The sequence below is a fragment of the Hymenobacter koreensis genome (genome assembly GCF_039541855.1).
Lineage (GTDB): Bacteria > Bacteroidota > Bacteroidia > Cytophagales > Hymenobacteraceae > Solirubrum > Solirubrum koreensis.
Map to the genome: position 1 here is coordinate 678,512 of NZ_BAABHA010000010.1, position 17,870 is coordinate 696,381.

At 58.6% G+C, this 17,870-nt stretch carries 10 protein-coding genes; 5 read left to right on the forward strand and 5 right to left on the reverse strand.

Features of this window, described 5'->3' with window-relative positions; genetic code table 11:
• Window positions 1-35: 35 nt before the first annotated feature.
• From ABD903_RS16975 to ABD903_RS16995, 5 genes are all read right to left on the reverse strand, one after another.
• On the reverse strand, window positions 36-1,673 hold the full coding sequence (locus ABD903_RS16975) for a chemotaxis protein CheA (RefSeq protein WP_345226267.1): 1,638 nt from the start codon (window positions 1,671-1,673) through the stop codon (window positions 36-38).
• On the reverse strand, window positions 1,673-2,749 hold the full coding sequence (locus tag ABD903_RS16980) for a chemotaxis protein CheB (RefSeq protein ID WP_345226269.1): 1,077 nt from the start codon (window positions 2,747-2,749) through the stop codon (window positions 1,673-1,675). The genes ABD903_RS16975 and ABD903_RS16980 overlap by 1 nt, the downstream gene beginning before the upstream one ends.
• 81 nt (window positions 2,750-2,830) lie before the next feature.
• Window positions 2,831-3,214 (reverse strand): response regulator, encoded by a 384-nt coding sequence (locus tag ABD903_RS16985; protein WP_345226270.1) that lies wholly within the window; start codon window positions 3,212-3,214, stop codon window positions 2,831-2,833.
• 46 nt (window positions 3,215-3,260) lie between these two features.
• Entirely contained in the window at window positions 3,261-3,803 is a 543-nt protein-coding gene (locus ABD903_RS16990) for a chemotaxis protein CheW (protein WP_345226272.1), read from the reverse strand.
• A gap of 68 nt (window positions 3,804-3,871) precedes the next feature.
• Window positions 3,872-8,314 carry a methyl-accepting chemotaxis protein gene (locus tag ABD903_RS16995; RefSeq protein WP_345226273.1) on the reverse strand — a complete coding sequence of 1,481 codons (4,443 nt, stop codon included), beginning with the start codon at window positions 8,312-8,314 and terminating at the stop codon, window positions 3,872-3,874.
• A 370-nt stretch (window positions 8,315-8,684) separates the two neighbouring features.
• Here ABD903_RS16995 and topA point away from each other — a divergent pair, with 370 nt between their 5' ends.
• The 5 genes from topA (at window position 8,685) to ABD903_RS17020 (ending at window position 17,860) form a co-directional block, all read left to right on the forward strand.
• On the forward strand, window positions 8,685-11,153 hold the full coding sequence (gene topA / locus ABD903_RS17000; RefSeq protein WP_345226275.1) for a type I DNA topoisomerase: 2,469 nt from the start codon (window positions 8,685-8,687) through the stop codon (window positions 11,151-11,153).
• Window positions 11,154-11,282: 129 nt separating this feature from the next.
• The gene (locus ABD903_RS17005; protein ID WP_345226277.1) at window positions 11,283-12,119 is read left to right on the forward strand and encodes a DUF4846 domain-containing protein; all 837 of its coding nucleotides are present in this window, start codon (window positions 11,283-11,285) and stop codon (window positions 12,117-12,119) included.
• Between the two features lie 89 nt (window positions 12,120-12,208).
• The gene (locus ABD903_RS17010; protein WP_345226279.1) at window positions 12,209-12,922 is read left to right on the forward strand and encodes an SIR2 family NAD-dependent protein deacylase; all 714 of its coding nucleotides are present in this window, start codon (window positions 12,209-12,211) and stop codon (window positions 12,920-12,922) included.
• Window positions 12,923-13,079: 157 nt separating this feature from the next.
• The gene (locus ABD903_RS17015) at window positions 13,080-16,793 is read left to right on the forward strand and encodes a BamA/TamA family outer membrane protein (protein ID WP_345226281.1); all 3,714 of its coding nucleotides are present in this window, start codon (window positions 13,080-13,082) and stop codon (window positions 16,791-16,793) included.
• Window positions 16,794-16,882: 89 nt separating this feature from the next.
• Complete coding sequence (locus tag ABD903_RS17020; protein ID WP_345226283.1) at window positions 16,883-17,860, forward strand: Ppx/GppA phosphatase family protein; 978 nt, start codon at window positions 16,883-16,885, stop codon at window positions 17,858-17,860.
• The last annotated feature ends 10 nt before the right edge of the window (window positions 17,861-17,870 follow it).

The window sequence follows — 17,870 nt, forward strand, 5'->3', positions numbered from 1 at the left end:
GCGGCAGCTAAAGCCCGAATGGGTTGGTACGTGTTTCATGGGCGGCGGGCTAAAAACAAACGTGTAAGGGCCGGTACGTCCAGTACCAAGCACACTTGCCCGCTGCCCAGGAGCGTAACGCCCCCGAACAAATCAATCATGTCCAGCGGCTGGCTCACGGGCTTAATCACAATGTCCTGCTGGCGCAGGAAACGGTCTACAATCAGTCCCAGTTTGCGGCTGTTGTAGTTGGTAATGATGATGTCTTGGCGGCCTACCAAAGTAGCCTTGGTGGCCGGCGCCAGGGTATCGTCGGAGTCCGACAGCAGCTCGCGCATGCTAACCACTGGCACATTTTCGCCTTGAATTTCGGCCAGTAGTACTCCGCCTACCACGTTCAGCCGCTCGGGCCATAACGACACCACGGAATCGGTGTGTATAAGCGGCAGGGCGTAAGAATGTTCCTCCAGTTCGAACAGCAATGCCCCTTTCACGGCAATGGAAGTGGGCAGTACCAGCGTGAAAGTGGTACCCTTACCCAGTTCTGAATCTACGCGAACCTGGCCTCCCAACGAATCGATGGCCAGTTTTACTACGTCGAGGCCTACGCCACGGCCGGAAATTTCGGTTACCTGATCGGCCGTGGAAAAACCGGCTTCGAAGAGCAAGCTGTATACTTCGGCATTGCTCATGCGCCCGGCAGCTTCCGCAGACACCTGCCCACGCTGTACAGCTTTGCGGCGTACCGATTCCACGTCGATACCCCGGCCGTCGTCGCTGATGCGGATCAGCACGTCATCGCGCTCGGTTTGGGCTGAAAGCTCCAGATGGCCTTCGGGCGTTTTGCCGGCTTTACGACGCTCGGCCGGTTCTTCTATGCCATGACCAATGGCGTTACGCACCAAGTGCAGTAACGCATCGGCAATGATTTGCAGGATGTTACGGTCAATCTGAATATCCTGACCGCTGATGCTCAACTCCACCTCTTTTTGCTCGGTAGAGGCTACGTCGCGCACCACGCGGGGGAATTTATTGAACAGCGTACCCACGCCTACCAGGCGGGCATCCATTACGGAGTATTGCAGGTCGTCGGCTATGCGGCTCAAGTGCGCGGCTACGCTGGCCAGCGCAGAATCACCTATTTCCTTGCTGAGGGTCAGCACCCGGTCGCGGTCGATAATCAGCTCACCCACCAAATTCAGCAGGTGGTCGAGTTTTTTGATCTGGATGTAAACCAGATCCGACAGCTCCAGCTTGCGGTTGGCATCGTCGTCGGCGGCACCTGCTCCATCGGTTTGCACCAGGGGTTCCTCGCCGCTGACCAGCCGGTCGAGGTTCTCCAGCAGCTTGCTGATGTTTGGAACGGGTTGGTCTTCGTTAACGGCCCGAATCATGGCCCCCATGGTGTCGACGCCATCGAACATCACGGGCACCAGTGGGCCGCCAAACGTGCGCTCCTTGCTGCGAATTAACCCGAAGATGGTTTCCATGCGGTGCGCCAGCTCCCCTACTTCGGTGAAGCCCATGGCGCGGGCATTGGCCTTCAGGTTGTGCATCAGACGAAACAGCTCATTCAGAGCAGATTCGTCTTCGGGCTTTTTCTCAAGCACTGAAATGTGCTGGCTCATGGCGTCGTACGCTTCCAGCGCCTCAGCCATAAAGATTTCCCGGTATTCCTGTTCGCGTGACTTCATCAGCTAATCGAACGGGTGACGGGATATGGACGAATCGTTGCCGGCCAGATGCGTTGCGGCAAGGCGTGGGCATTCAGGTAGCTGGCAATAGTGGGCAGTGGCAGCGTAGCCGTGGCCAAACCTGCCTCAATAACCGATTTAGGCATGGCAAACACAGCGGCTGTGTCTGCATCCTGCGCTACAACTACGCCGCCGTGCAGGCGTACGGCATGGGCGCCCAGGGTTCCATCGGAACCCAGGCCCGATAGCACAACCCCAACCGCCTGGCGGCCCGCTACCCTAGCAGCAGAACGCATCAGCAAATCAATGCTGGGCTCGTCGAAGCAGACCGTGGGTTCAGCTGTGGGTTGAAGCACCCAGCCCACTCCCGGCGCCGATTTTACCACCATGTTACCACCGCCCGGCACTACTACCACGTGACCGGCCCGTAGCCGCAGGCCCGCTTCACCTGTAACCACCGGCAATACCGAAGCCCGGCGAATGCGCTCGACCAATGAAGCCGTGAAGGCGGCGGGCAAATGCACCGCTACTACCACTGCGTAAGGCAAACCCGCACGCAAACCGCTTACAACCCGTTCAACAGCTGCTGCACCTCCGGTAGAGCCACCTATTACCACAATTCCGCGCGGCGGAAGAATGATTGACTTCTGACCTACCAGGGCATTGGGAAAATGCATCGCCCCTTGCGCCGACGCGCTGCGGACCTTACGCAACACTTCGCGCTGGCGCTGTCCGGAGTCGGGATGAGAAGGAGGTAGCAAAGGAGGCAGGTAATCGTGTGCCCCCCGCTGTTGAGCTTCGCGCAGCACGGCGGGCCATGGCGGCGTGGCGGTATACACCAGAATGGGGGCCCGGGAATAGGATTTGAGCTGCTCCAGGCGCAATAAGCTTTCCTCGCCCACAATGATTAGTTGTGGCCGGTGCCGCTGAATTTGCAGCTCCAGCTCGGCAGTGCCATTGCTGGCCACTACTACGTGCATTTGCGCTTCTGCCCGTAACAGCTTGGCAAGCTCCAGCCGTGCTAAGCTGGGCAGGTCGCCGAGAATTACAGTAAAAGAAGAATTAGTTGCGGGCACAGCTAAACGCAGAAAAGCGAGATGTTGCCACGGCTGAGTAGCCGGCGGCAAGTACTAAGAGATGTAAGAGAACCGACCGAACTACGACGAAGCTTCGTCGCTCTGCTGCAAAGTGGTGCTTACAATCTCCAGCACTTTGTCTTCGGAGAAAGGCTTCACGATGTAAGCCGAGGCTCCGCTTTCGAGGGCTTCGTTCACAATGATTTCCTGGCCTACGGCGCTGCACATCACAATCTTCACCTCGGGCAACTCCTGCCGAATGTCTTTGAGTACTTCCAGCCCCGTATTGTCGGGCAGAATTACGTCGAGAGTAATCAAGTCCGGCTTGGTTTCGGTGGCCATTTCACGGGCCTGCTGACCATTAGCTGCTTCACCTACCACGTCGTACCCGGCATCGGTGAGCATGTTCTTGAGCATCGTGCGCATGTAGAACGAGTCGTCTACAATGAGGATGCGATTTTTCATACGGATAAAATGAAAGGTGCGAGGAAAAGGTCAATAGACGAAAAAATCAGGCCTGTTTACGCTCGGCAGCGGGGGAAGATGCCGATTTGGGCTTGAGTTGCATGATTTCCTCGGGGGTAAGCAGTTTCAGCATGTCAAGTACCACAATGATGCGGCCCTCGAGTCGGGCAATGCCTTCGATGTATTTGTCGTGCACATTCAGATCCTGAATGAATTCCGGGGTTTTCTCTATAGCCGAAGCCAGGATGGACAACGGCTGGGGCACTTCCCGTACTACAATCCCAATGGTGTAGTCCCGGGCTTCGATGGCGAGGGTGAAGCTGTGGTCGGGCAATTTCTCCCCAGCCGGGCGCAGCTTAAACCGCTCCTCCAGGTCCACAATGGCAATAATGTCGCCCCGCAGGTTGGCAATACCTTTCACGAAGGGCGGGGTTTTGGGCATACGGGCAACTTCCGGGGTGATGGTCACCTCTTTCACTTGCTCAATTCGAATACCGTATTCCTCGTTGCCGAGCCGGAAAACAATCAGCTGGATCGGGGTTTCGGGACGCGAAACCTTTTTTTCCGAAGCTGGGGTCTGTTCAATCATGCGTTGCAGAACAATTACTACGGCTGGGCCTGCCTTCGCAGGCCCAGCGCGTTAGCTTATGCGTCGGATTACTTCTTTTTGGGTTTAGGCGCCGGGTTAGGCTTGCCTGCCGGTGCGGCCTTGCGGGCCGGAGCCGGTTTGGTAGCAGGCTTAGCGGCGGGTGCGGCAGCCCCATTTACCGGCGCTGGCGTGGCCGCCGCGTCGCGCGTGGCCTTGCGGCGCGGGGTAGCTGGCGTTTCGGTTGGCCGCGCAGGCTGTGCCTGGCGTGGGGTTAAGCGGTTACCAGCACCTTCTGTCTGACTGTTTCGGGCTGGCAGAGCCGATACACCCGGGCGCCGGTCTGCGGCTGGGCTGCCTGATCGGGAAGGCCGGGTAGCAGGCTGACGGCCACCGGCGCGGAGAGCATCTTCGCGGCTGGCGGCGGCTTGCTGTTGCAAACGGCGCAAACCGTTGCCGCGCTGGGGCACGGGCTCGTAGTATACTTCCTCGGCCAAGTAGTCCATCAGCTGGAAGGCCGAGAGGCCCACCTGCAGGTCGTCGGCAATGTCGGTCAGCTTCTGACTCGACACCGTGAGTTCCTGCATGGAAGTGGAAAGCTGCTTGGCCGTAGAGGCTACCTGCTGCGTACCCGAAGCCGTTTGCTCAGCAATGGCTACTACTTCTTCCACGTACTTCACCACGTCGCCAATCGACGTTTTCTGCACGTCCGTGGCCGTGAGAATGTCGCGGGAGGTACGCAGGGTTTCACCGCTGCTGGTGGCAATATTCTTAAATGCCGAGCTGGCTTCAAAGGTGGCGTTCTTCCCTTTCAGTACCCGCCCTTCCATGGTCGAAATTGCGGTAGCGGCCGAGTCGGTGTCTTTTTTAACGTCTTCCACAAGCGTCGCAATTTCGCTGGCCGATTTGCGGGAGCCTTCGGCCAGTTTGCGGATTTCCTCGGCTACTACAGCGAAACCACGACCGGCTTCCCCGGCACGGGCGGCTTCGATAGCAGCGTTCAGGGCCAGCAGGTTGGTTTGAGCGGCAATGTCGGTAATCACGCTCAGCGACTTGCTGATGTCCTGCGAGCGGATGGAGAGTACGTCAATCGTTTTGGCTGTTTGAGCAGCGGCCGAAGAAATTTCCTCCATGTTCTTTACCACCTCGGCCACGGTTTTCAGACCGAGCTGCGAGGTTTGCTCACCCAAGATTGCCGCCTTGTTCACCACATCGGCTTTGCCGGCGGTTTCCTTGGTGGCCTGCATGATTTCCTCAATCAGTTTGAAGGCCTGGTCGGTTTTCAAAGCTTGGTTCTGCGCGCCTTCGGCCATTTGCTGCATGGCCAAGGCCACGTCAACCGTTACGCGGCTCATCTCCTGCCCTTTCTGCGCCATTTCCTCCGACGACGTTCCCACAACCTGCGAGGACTCGTTGATTTCGGCCAGCAGTTCGTTCAAGGACTCCACGGCCGTGTTCAAGGCAATGGCCATGGCGTAAATGTCGCCGGCCGTGGAAACCTCAACTTTCTGCGTCAGGTCGCCTTCCGAAATGGCTCGTACCACGCGGGATACTTCCAGTACCGGCGAGGCAATGGATTCGATCAGGTCGTTGAGCGTGTCAACGATGTCCTTCCAAGAACCCGACACGCCGCCTACCGTGGCGCGTTCCGTCAGCTTGCCTTCTACCCCGGCTACGCGGGCTACACGGCTTACTTCCTGCGCCAAGCGGTTCAGGTCGTCCACCATGCGGTTGATGGTGTCGGCCAGCTCGGCAACTTCGCCGCGGGCTTCCAGGGTCAGCTTCTGGGTCAAGTCACCCTTCGATACCCCGGTTACTACCTTCACAATGCCTCGTACCTGGGTGGTGAGGTTGGCCGCCAGCGTATTTACGTTGTCGGTTAGGTCTTTCCATACCCCGGTCACGTTTGGTACGTTCGCCTGGCCACCGAGGCGGCCTTCGGTGCCTACTTCCTGCGCCACGCGGGTTACTTCGCCGGCGAAGATGTTCAGCGAGTCCACCATGCGGTTGATGTTGTCTTTTAAGTCGAGCAGCTCGCCTTTAACATCTACCGATACCTTCTGGCTTAGGTCGCCGCGGGCAACCGCAGTGGTTACGTTGGCAATGTCACGTACCTGCGAGGTAAGCGACGCGGCCATGAAGTTTACGTTGTCGGTCAGGTCTTTCCAGGTACCGCGTACGTTGGGCACTACAGCCTGGCCGCCGAGCTTTCCTTCGGTGCCTACCTCGCGGGCCACGCGGGTTACTTCGTCACCGAACGTGTTCAGCGAGTCCACCATCTGGTTGAGGTTCTCCTTGAGTTGGAGCAGCTCGCCCTTTACGTTTACCGTAATCTTCTGGCTCAAGTCACCGCGGGCAACCGCGGTGGCTACGTTGGCAATGTCGCGCACCTGACTCGTCAGGTTCGAGGCCATCGTGTTTACGTTGTCGGTCAGGTCTTTCCAGGTACCACCCACGTTTGGCACGTTGGCCTGGCCACCCAGAATACCCTCCGTACCCACTTCACGGGCCACGCGGGTTACCTCGCCGGCGAAGATGTTCAGCGAGTCCACCATCTGGTTCAGAATGTTCTTCAGATCCAGCAGTTCGCCCTTTACATCAACTGTAATCTTTTGGGTCAGGTCACCTTTTGCTACGGCCGTGGCCACGTTGGCAATGTCGCGCACCTGACTCGTCAGGTTCGAGGCCATCGTGTTTACGTTGTCGGTCAGTTCTTTCCAGGTACCACCTACTCGCGGCACGTTGGCTTGGCCGCCGAGCTTTCCTTCGGTACCTACTTCACGGGCCACGCGGGTTACTTCGTCACCGAAGATGTTGAGGGAGTCCACCATCTGGTTCAAGATGTTCTTGAGCTCCAGGATTTCGCCCTTCACGTTTACCGTCATCTTTTGGCTCAAGTCACCCCGGGCAACCGCGGTAGCTACGTTGGCAATGTCTCGTACCTGAGAGGTCAGGTTCGACGCCATGTTGTTTACGTTGTCGGTGAGTTCTTTCCAAACGCCACCAACACCAGGCACTACGGCTTGACCGCCGAGTTTACCCTCCGTACCTACTTCAAGAGCCACCCGGGTTACTTCCCCGGCGAACAGGTTCAGCGAGTCCACCATTTGGTTGAGGTTCTGCTTGAGCTGCAGCAGCTCGCCCTTAACATCAACCGTAATCTTTTGGGTCAGGTCACCTTTTGCTACGGCGGTGGCTACGTTGGCAATGTCTCGTACCTGAGAGGTCAGGTTCGAGGCCATCGTGTTTACGTTGTCCGTCAGCTGCTTCCACACGCCGGCTACGTTCGGCACTACGGCTTGGCCGCCAAGGCGGCCTTCGGTGCCTACTTCCTGCGCCACACGGGTTACCTCGCCGGCAAACAGGTTCAGCGAGTCCACCATCTGGTTGAGGTTCTGCTTGAGCTGCAGCAGCTCGCCCTTAACATCAACGGTGATTTTCTGGCTTAGGTCGCCGCGGGCTACGGCGGTGGCCACGTTGGCAATGTCTCGTACCTGAGAGGTCAGGTTCGAGGCCATGTTGTTTACATTATCGGTGAGGTCCTTCCACACGCCTGCCACGTTTGGCACGCTGGCTTGACCACCTAGTTTACCCTCGGTGCCTACTTCCTGCGCCACGCGGGTAACCTCGCCGGCAAACAGGTTCAGCGAGTCCACCATCTGGTTGAGGTTCTCCTTGAGTTGGAGCAGCTCGCCCTTTACGTTTACCGTAATCTTCTGGCTCAAGTCGCCGCGGGCAACCGCGGTAGCCACGTTGGCAATGTCTCGTACCTGACTCGTCAGGTTCGAGGCCATCGTGTTCACGTTGTCCGTCAGGTCCTTCCACACACCACCCACGTTCGGAACCGATGCTTGGCCGCCGAGGCGGCCTTCGGTACCTACTTCCTGCGCCACGCGGGTTACTTCCCCGGCGAAGACGTTCAGGTTGTCGATGGTTTTGTTAATGGTTTCGGCCATCACCTTGAAGTCACCCGATACCGGAATCTGGAACGATTCGTCGAGGTTACCGCGGCTGATGTTCTTCAGTACCTTGCCTACTTCCAATACCGGAACGGCAATGGAGTCCACCAGGCCGTTGATGTTATTGATCATGTCGCGCCAGAAACCCGTGGCGTTTTCAGCCGAGGCGCGAGCTTTCAGGTTGCCTTCCACCCCGGCCACCTTGGAAATGCGCGACACCTCACCGCCTACCCCGCCTATCATCTCTACCATCGAGTTGTAGGCTTCGGCTATTTCAGCGAAGATGTCGTCGTTCTGCTTGGTGAGGCGCACCGAGATGTCGCCCTTCTTAAATGCATCGAGGGCGTAGAGCACCCGGTTCAGCTGCTCGTTAACGTAGTCCTGATCGGGGCCGGCTATTTGTGCGTTACCACGGGCAATACCGCGCTTGCGGGTTTGGTCAGTAGCGGGGGCCAAACCGTTCAAATCGACTTTGCCAGTAACGGTTGGCTTGGGCGTGTCGGGGTTGGCAGCGGTTGAATTCGTAGAGGTCTTGGTGGTCTTCGTTGAAGCCATAGACGGGAAGTAGTAGCGCGGTGGCGCCGGGTGGAGGCACGTAGGCTTGGCGCCAGAAACCCAAACGGGCAACCGGCAAAGCCTACAAAGTTAGCAATTCAGGGTTACCGTGAAACGAGCCTCAGTGGGAAATACGCGAAGTTTTTTCCAGGCAGTGACGTAGGTTGTTTCAGGATTGGGGAAACTGTGTTGGGGTGTACAATGTTCCCCGGCTTGCGTATCTGTTTATACGGCCTTTAGAGGCTGTGGCCGCAACCACATAGATTATTCATACATCTTTGCGGCCTCAATACGTGTTCTGCCTGTTTCGGCCGGCAGCTTTTTCCCGTCACGCACTGCTCCTCTGCCCTACCGCTACCCTCCTTCTTATATGGTCAAGAACCTTGTCATCGTGGAGTCACCCGCCAAAGCCAAAACCATTGAAGGCTACTTGGGGAAGGACTTTGTGGTAAAATCCAGCTTTGGGCACGTCCGCGACTTGCCGAAAGACAACAACGCCATTGATATTAAAAACGGCTTTAAACCCACCTACGTGGTGTCGCCGGACAAGCGCGAAATCATTGCGCAACTGAAAAAGCTGGCCAAGGAAGCCGAGGTGGTGTGGCTGGCAAGTGACGATGACCGCGAGGGCGAAGCCATTTCCTGGCACCTGAGCGAAACCCTCGACTTGACCAACGAGAAGACGCGGCGCATCGTGTTCCGTGAAATCACGAAAAACGCCATCCTGAACGCCATCGACTCGCCCCGCGAAATCGACCTGAACCTGGTGAATGCCCAGCAGGCCCGTCGCGTGCTCGACCGGTTGGTGGGCTTTGAGCTGAGCCCGGTGCTCTGGAAGAAAGTAAAAACGGGCCTTTCCGCCGGCCGGGTGCAGTCGGTAGCGGTGCGCATGGTGGTGGAACGGGAACGGGAAATATCCCAGTTCAAAACCGCTTCGGCTTACCGCGTAGTGGCCCGTTTCGATGCCGGCAACGGCGCCGTGCTGGAAGCCGAGTTGCCCCAGCGCCTGAAGACCCGCGAGGAAGCCGAAGCTTTCCTGGTTGCCTGCGTGGGTGCTGCGTACCGCATCGAGAACCTGGAAAAGAAGCCGAGCCGCCGGTCCCCGGCCGCGCCGTTTACCACCTCTACGTTGCAACAGGAAGCTTCACGCAAGCTGGGCTTCTCGGTGGCGCAAACCATGAGCGTGGCTCAGCGACTGTACGAAGCCGGCAAGATCAGCTACATGCGTACCGACTCGGTTAACCTCTCGCAGGAAGCCCTGTTAGGCGCTAAGCACGAAATTACCCAGAGCTACGGCGAGGAATACGCCCAAACCCGCCAGTACAAAACCAAGGCGTCGTCGGCGCAGGAAGCCCACGAAGCCATCCGCCCTACGGATTTCTCGCTGCTGAAAGCCGGCACCGATTCTACCGAGCAGCGCCTGTACGATTTGATCCGCAAGCGGGCTTTGGCTTCGCAAATGGCCGATGCGCAGGTGGAACGCACGACGGCTACCATCGGGATCAGCACCCAGCCGGGCGTTACGCTTACGGCGGTGGGCGAAGTCATTACGTTTGAAGGTTTTCTGAAAGCCTACGCCGAGTCACGCGACGAGGAAGACGGTCAGGACAGCAGCGAGTCGTCGTTTTCGCGGGGCTTGCCGCCCTTATCGGTTAACCAGGTGCTGCCCTTGCAGCGGTTGCTGGCTACGGAGCGTTACTCGCAGCCGCCGGCCCGCTTCACGGAAGCTTCGCTGGTGAAGAAAATGGAAGAGATGGGCATTGGCCGTCCTTCGACGTACGCACCTACCATCAGCACCATTCAGAAGCGCGGCTACGTGGAAAAAGACACGCGGGAGGGCAAGGAACGTAAGTTTCATGTGCTTACGCTGGACGGCTCGGAAGTAAAAACCGAGGTAAAAACCGAAACCTTCGGCGCTGACAAAGCCAAGCTGTTCCCGACCGATACCGCCATGGTGGTGAACGACTTTCTGGTGGAACACTTCCCCGTGATTGTGGACTTTCAGTTCACGGCCAAGGTAGAAGACGAGTTCGACCGCATTGCCGACGGCCTGGAAAGCTGGGAGGAAATGATTTCGGGCTTCTATGGCACCTTCCACGAAACCGTGGAGCGCGGCAAGGAAGTGGAGCGCGCCGACGTAGGCACAACCCGCGAAATTGGTCTGCATCCCGAAACCGGCGACAAAATCATTGCCCGTCTCGGCCGCTTTGGTCCTTACGTACAGTTGGGCGAGGCTGAGGGTGAGACCAAGCCGGCCTACGCTAACCTGCGCAAGGGTCAATTCATTGAAAACCTGACGCTGGAAGACGCGCTGGAGCTGTTCAAGCTGCCCCGCGTGGTGGGCCAGTACGAAGAGAAGGACATGACGGCCGCCATCGGCCGCTTCGGTCCCTACATTCGCCACGACAGCAAGTTTTACTCGCTCGATAAAACCCAGGACCCGCACACCGTAACGGCCGAAGAAGCCGTGAACCTGATTCTGGCCAAGCGCAAGCAGGAAGCCGAAAAGCTGATTCGCTCTTACGAAGCAGAAGGCCGCGCCGATATTCAGGTGGTAAACGGCAAATACGGCCCGTACATCGTGGCCGGGGGCAAAAACGTGAAGATTCCGAAGGGCGAAGAGCCTACCGAGCTAACGCTGGAGCGCTGCATTGAGCTGGCCGACGCCACTCCCGACAAGCCTGCCCGCGGCCGTTTCGGGGCCAAGAAAACGGCGGCACCAGCGACCGAGGATGGAGCCAAGAAAAAAGCGCCGGCCAAGAAAAAACCAGCTGCCAAAACCGCCGCAAAACCGGCCGCGAAAACCGCTGCGAAAAAGGCGCCGGCCAAGAAGAAATAACCTGCTTCTCATTTTGCATCAGAGCCTCGACCTCACGTCGGGGCTCTGCTTGTTTAGGGCCACTGCAATTTCCATAGTACCCATTCGTTCGAGCACCAAGCCGTCGTTTTTCGTTGCCGTTTTTGTCGTATGCGCTTCCTGATCTTTGGTAGCTTGTTGTTGCTTGGAGCCGCTGCTCCAGCCCCCGTGCCTACGGTTCAGTACCCTTGGCTGACGAATTACTCAGCACAGAATAGCTTGGCCGCTCGATTTATGCCGCCGGCCGGCTGCCAACGGGTTGCCTTGGCTTCGGGCTCGTTTGGCGAGTGGCTGCGTTACCTGCCGCTACGGCCTGCTGGCACGCCGGTGCGCCTCCACAATGGCCGCCCAAAGGAAATCCAATCGGTACACGCGGCCGTTATCAACATCGATACCGGAACCCGCGACCTGCAACAGTGCGCCGACGCGGTAATACGCCTGCGTAGCGAATACCTGTTCAGCCAAAACTACCGCCGCATTCACTTTCACCTTACCAGCGGTTACGATGCCTGGTTTGGTGACTGGGCCGACGGCAAACGATTTCAGCTGCAGGGCGAGGACGTAGCCCCGGTAAGCAAGCCGCCGGAAGCGCCCACCCACGCCCTCTTGCGCCAGTACCTCGACCAGATCTTCACGTACGCCGGCACCTTGTCGCTCGAGCGGGAATTACAGCGCGTGCCCCTGTCCGATGTGCAGCCCGGCGACGTATTCATCAAAGGTGGTTCACCGGGCCACGCCGTGCTGGTGCTCGATGCCGCCCAAAACCCCACCACGCGCCGCCGCTACGTGCTGCTCGCGCAGAGCTACATGCCTGCGCAGGATATGCACGTGCTCATTAACAAGCCGCGTTCCGGGCTCGGCGCTTGGTTTCTAGTGGAGCCGAACGCCGAGTGGCTGGAAACGCCGGAGTGGAATTTCAGCGCCGAACAGCTGAAACGCTGGCCGTAGCCAGCCGTTGAATAGGTGCCATATTCCGGCGTACCGCTGCCTATTTACGGCGACCCGCCGCCTCAGCAGCAACCATCCTATCCCTTGTTATGAAGAAAATAGTTGTACTGACTGGCGCCGGCATTTCGGCCGAAAGCGGCATTGCCACCTTCCGTGCGGCCGATGGCCTTTGGGAAAACCACCGCATCGAGGACGTAGCCTCGCCCGAAGGCTGGCAGCGCAACCCCGAACTGGTGCTCGAGTTTTACAACCAGCGCCGCGCCGCGGCTTATGCCGCGCAGCCTAACGCGGGGCACCGGGCCCTGGTAGAGCTGGAGCAGGCCTACGAGGTGGTTATCGTGACACAAAACGTGGACGACTTGCACGAACGAGCCGGCTCGTCCCGCGTGATTCACCTGCACGGCAAATTGCGCGAGGCGCGCAGCTCCCGCTTCGAAGAATTAGTGTACGACATCGACGGCAACCCCATTGAGCTTGGCCAGCACTGCGAGCGAGGACACCAACTGCGCCCCAACATTGTGTGGTTTGGCGAGGCGGTACCGCTAATGGAGCGCGCCATGGAGGAAGCCGCTACCGCCGATATTATGCTGGTGGTGGGTACGTCGCTGCAGGTTTACCCAGCCGCGGGCTTGCTGCATTACCTGCCTGCCGGCCGGCCGCTGTACGTCATCGACCCTAGCCAGCCGGCCGTAACCCGACGCGGACAAGTGCATTTTGTGGCAGAACCTGCCACTTTGGGCGTGCCTAAAGTGGTGCAGGAACTATTAGGACAGGCTGCTTTGGATGGCGCAAATACGCCGTAATACAGTCAGGTTCATTTCCATTCGCCGGCACAAAGCGTGTGGCTTTTGTGGAACGTTACGGTTGAGTTATCCGCGCCCGTATTTTTCGCGTACAGAACGGAATAACACGCTCAGGGCTACTTAATTCAACTCGTTGGGCGCCCGCAATTCACTTTCTATGCGTCTTTTCTACTGCCAGTTGCTTGCTGCTGGCTTGCTACTGACAGCCCAAGCTACTGTGTGCGCTCAAACCACTTCCTCCCCCGCGCACCGGGTGTATTTACTGGGCAACACGGCCGGGCCGGTGCCCGAAACGCGGCTCCGAATTCTGCGCCAAACCCTGGAAAAGGAAACGGAGCCGTTTACCGTGGTGCACTTAGGGGATATTGTGGGTAACGAAGGCCTTTCGGGCAAGAAAGACACCACCCGGGCCGCCCTGGAACTGCGGGCCAATGCGCTGGTGGCGCTGGTGAAAGGCTTGCCTAACGGCCGCATCTATTTTGTGCCTGGCGACAAAGACTGGGACAACTCCGGCCCGGATGGTCAGAAAAGCGTGCGGCGGCTGGAGCAGTACATCGAAAAACAGCTGGGCGGACAGAATGCCTTCGTGCCCAGCAATGGCTGCCCCGGCCCCGAAATCATTGATGTAGCCCCGCTGGTACGTTTGGTGGCACTCAACACTCCGTGGTTCTCGCACCCGTACGACCGGCCCGAAGCGCCCGACACTGACTGCAAAACCATGTCGGTGGAGGAGTTTCGGGAGCAACTGCAGGACGTGCTGAAAGACACCAAGGGCCGCAACGTGCTGCTGGTGGGTCACCAACCGGTCATCAGCAACGGCACGTACGGCGGTTACCAGCCCCTGAAGCGCCATTTGTCGCCGCCCGTTTTCGGCACCATCTACGCCGCTTACCGCCAGAACGTGGGCACCCCGCGCGACCTGGCTTCGCCCGGTTACCAGGCTTTCAAAAAAGAGCTGCTGGGTACGCTCAAAGAAAACCCGCATGCGGTTTACGCCGCTGCCCACGATTTTAACCTGCAGCTAACTCCTTTCGAAAAAAACTACCACATCGTGGCGGGCTCGTTTGCCCACACCGAGCCCGTCGGCTCCAATGCCGGCTCGCTCTACAACCAGGCCACAGCCGGCTATACCCGCCTCGATTATTATGCCGATGGTACGGTAAAGGCAAGCATGATAACGTTTGCCAATGAGGCCACCACACAGGATTCCTTTGCGGCCACGCTGTTCCGCTCGGCCTGCGAAACCGGTTCCTCGACTACGCCAGTTAACGCATTCATCCCCGAATGCCCTTCGACTGTTCGTACCGCTTCGGAAACAGCCCCCGTTACTTCTCAGGGCGTCACCGCTACCGTTACGCCGGGTCCGCAGTACCGCGCCAATGGCTTGCGGAAAACGTTTATCGGACCGGTTTACCGTTCGTCCTGGACGCAGCCGGTACAGGTACCGGTTCTGGATCTGAACACCGAAAAAGGCGGTTTGCGCCCGACGGGGCGGGGCGGTGGACGTCAGACGACTTCCTTGAAAATGATTGCCGCCGACAGCTCGGAATACACCTTCCGCTCGGTCGACAAAGACGTGACGCGCATCTTGCCGCCCGAGCTGCGTAACTCCGTGGCCGCCGACATTCTGCGCGATATTACGCCCACCGCCCACCCCTACTCGGCGCTAGTGGCCGCTTCCCTGCTCGACCGCACCGATGTGCTGCACGCCCGGCCACGCCTGTTTGTACTGCCCGACAACCAGCAATTAGGCCCTTACCGCGAGCAGTACGCCGGTTTGCTGGGCACTCTGGAAGACGACCCTTGGGACGCAAAACCCAACCTGCCAGGTTTTGGCGGCTCCACCGACGTGCGCCGCTCCTTCAGCATGTTTCGCCAGCTGTATAAGGATAACGACAACCAGGTTGACGCCTTCAAACTCGGCAAGGCCCGCGCCTTCGACATGCTCATTGCCGATTTCGGCAAGCACGAAGACAACTGGAAATGGGCCGAGTTTGAACGCGGGAAACAAACGGTATTCGAGCCCATTCCGCGCGACCGGGACCAAGCCTTTACCCTTTGGAACGGCGCCCTTACCTGGGTGGCGAACCGCGAGTGGGCCGTGCCCAGCATCGAGGACTTCGGTCCCCGGTTCCGCGACTTGGAAAGCCTGAACTGGCCCGCCCGTCACCTCGACCGCGCCCTGCTGCAAAGCCTGAACCGCGACGATTGGCGGCGCATCGGCCAGTACTTACAGCAGCGCCTTACCCCGGCCGCCATCGACTCGGCTACGGCGCAGCTGCCCCAAGAAATTCAGGGCATTTCGGGTAAGGACATTAACCGCAAACTAAAAAGCCGCATTCAGGAGCTGCCCAAAGCCCTGGACGAGTACTACCTGATGCTGGCCCGCGACGTGGACGTAGTGGGCTCGAACAAGGCCGAATACTTCGACGTGCAACGCCTGCCCGATGGCAACGTGCGGGTGCAGGTTAGCAAAAAAGACAAAGACGGCGGGGAGGCTAAAGGCCAGCCTTTCTTCGACCGCACTTTTGTGCGCGGCGAAACCCGCGACATTCGCCTGTACGGCCTCGACGGCAAAGACGTGTTCCGCGTAAGCGGCAGCGGCAAAAACAGCATTCGGGTGCGCATTATTGGCGGCGAAGGAGCCGACCAGATGACCGACGCCAGCAGCGGCGGCCGCACCGAAGTGTATGACGTGCCCAAAACCGAGCTGCAGGCCGGTCCCGCCACTGCCGACCGTCGTTCGGTGCAGTTGGGCGTGAACCAGTACAACCGTGAAGCCTTCGAGTACGACGGTTACGCCCCGCGCGGTGGCCTACTCTACAACCGCAACGACGGTTTTGGTGTGGCCGCTGGCTTCGACTGGGTTAAGCAAGGATTCCGCAAGCCGGATTACCGCGTGCGCTACGGCCTGGACCTGCGCGCTACCACCGGCGGCAACCGCCAAGTAACCGGCAACGTGCGCTGGCGCCACCTCATTGGCAAATGGGATGTGTGCGCCGTAGCCAGCTATGGCAATTTCTTTCCGTTCTACAACTTCTTCGGGCTCGGCAACAACACCGGTAAGAACGACGACCTTTTCGATGCTAACTACTACCGAGCCCGGTACCGCGGCTACGAAACCAGCGTGTTCTTCGAGCGGGCCTTTCGGGAGAAAAGTGTATTCCGCATCGGGCCGGTGTTTGAGGTGTACGAAAGCGACTTTGCGGCTAACAGCTACCTCGGCGAGTTAAAAACACCTGATAGTCCCAACCCAGAAAGCCCCGTTCCAAACACCAACAAGCAGCAGTTGCTGGGCGGTACCGCTCAACTCGACCTCGATTTCCGCGACCGAAAAAACTTTGCCCGGAAAGGCGTGCGGCTCTACGGAGCCCATACCACCTGGCAGCAGCTCAACCGCGGCAAGAACACGTTTGGCCTTACCGAAGGCTTTGCCGAATACTACGCCACGGCACGCCTCGGCATACCCGTAACGCTGGTGGTGAAAGGCGGCGGCGCGAAAAACTACGGCGACAACGACGCCATTCCCTTCTACAAATTCACCCAGTTAGGGCAGCGTCAAAACCTGCGCGGCTACGTGCGCAACCGCTTTACCGGCGACGCCAGCCTGTACCTGAATTCGGAGTTGCGCCTGGCATTGGGCTACGCCAATACGTCGTTTTTGCCGTTTTACTACGGCGTCTTCGGCTTTTACGACCAAGGCCAAGTGTATTTCAACGGCCGGGCCGACGGCGGCATTCACCGCGGTTACGGCGGCGGCTTTTACCTGGCGCCGGTATACGAAACGCTGGCTTTGTCGGTGTCGGTGCAAAGCTCGGCCGAGGAAAAGTTGCTGCTGCAATTTGGCCTGGGTTTCCGCATCGATCAATAACCATTCGGCATGCCGAACACTTAAAAGGCTGGGCTTCCGCCCGGCCTTTTATCTTTGCCTGCCTCTCCACCGCTTCTGCCCTACTTGCTATGGAATTTCCGCTGCTCAAACTGGCCGCTATCGACATCGGCTCAAACGCCGTCCGCTGCCAGATTTCGGCGGTTCTGGAGTACGAAGGCCACTACCGCCTCAAGCGCGTAGAGTACGTGCGCTACCCGCTGCGCTTGGGTGAAGATGTATTTGCCACCGGCCGCATTTCCCCCGAGAAGGAGGAAAAGTTCGTGAAATTCATTCACGCGCTGAAGCTGCTCATGGAAGTGCACGACGTGGCGCACCATTTGGTGTGTGCAACCTCGGCCATGCGCTCGGCTGAAAATGGGCCGGCTATTGTGGCACGCATGCGCAAAGAGCTGGGCATTGAGGTGCAAATTATTGATGGGCAGGCCGAAGCGGCCTTCATCAACAGCGTAATCATGCACCAGCTGGAGGACAAGCGCCACTACCTGCACATTGACGTGGGCGGCGGTAGCACCGAGTTCAACCTCTACCACGACCGTCGCAAAGTAGCCTCGCAGTCGTTTGAAGTAGGCTCTATCCGACGCTTGCAGCAAAACGGCAAGCCCGGCGAGGCTCTGCAGGACACTTGGCAGCGCATGGAACAGTGGGTGAAGGAAAACGCCCGGCAGCACCACGTTACGCGCGCCATTGGCACGGGCGGTAACATCAACAAGATTTACAGCCTGGCACAACGCCCCTTGGACCAGCCCGTTACGCGCCGAAAAATTGCTACTATCCTGGACAAGCTGCGTGGCATGAGCATGGACGAGCGGGTGAATCTGCTCATGCTCAACCCCGACCGCGCCGACGTTATCGTACCGGCCGGGCAGATTTACCTTTCCGCCATGGAATGGGCCAGCATTAACCACATGGTGGTGCCCGATATTGGCCTGAAGGACGGCATGCTGCAGACCCTGTTTGAGCAGTACTTCGACGAAATTGAGCCCAAGCATGCCCCCGGTACCCCCATTCCGTCGCCCGAGGTACAGAACGACCTCGCGGCTGGCTAACCCATCCCTT

Coding starts and splice junctions, on each gene's coding strand:
- ABD903_RS16985 (WP_345226270.1), bottom strand. CDS start 3,214: ATGAAAAATCGCATCCTCATTGTAGACGACTCGTTCTACATGCGCACG.
- topA (WP_345226275.1), top strand. CDS start 8,685: ATGGTCAAGAACCTTGTCATCGTGGAGTCACCCGCCAAAGCCAAAACC.
- ABD903_RS17005 (WP_345226277.1), top strand. CDS start 11,283: ATGCGCTTCCTGATCTTTGGTAGCTTGTTGTTGCTTGGAGCCGCTGCT.
- ABD903_RS17015 (WP_345226281.1), top strand. CDS start 13,080: ATGCGTCTTTTCTACTGCCAGTTGCTTGCTGCTGGCTTGCTACTGACA.
- ABD903_RS17010 (WP_345226279.1), top strand. CDS start 12,209: ATGAAGAAAATAGTTGTACTGACTGGCGCCGGCATTTCGGCCGAAAGC.
- ABD903_RS16995 (WP_345226273.1), bottom strand. CDS start 8,314: ATGGCTTCAACGAAGACCACCAAGACCTCTACGAATTCAACCGCTGCC.
- ABD903_RS16990 (WP_345226272.1), bottom strand. CDS start 3,803: ATGATTGAACAGACCCCAGCTTCGGAAAAAAAGGTTTCGCGTCCCGAA.
- ABD903_RS16975 (WP_345226267.1), bottom strand. CDS start 1,673: ATGAAGTCACGCGAACAGGAATACCGGGAAATCTTTATGGCTGAGGCG.
- ABD903_RS17020 (WP_345226283.1), top strand. CDS start 16,883: ATGGAATTTCCGCTGCTCAAACTGGCCGCTATCGACATCGGCTCAAAC.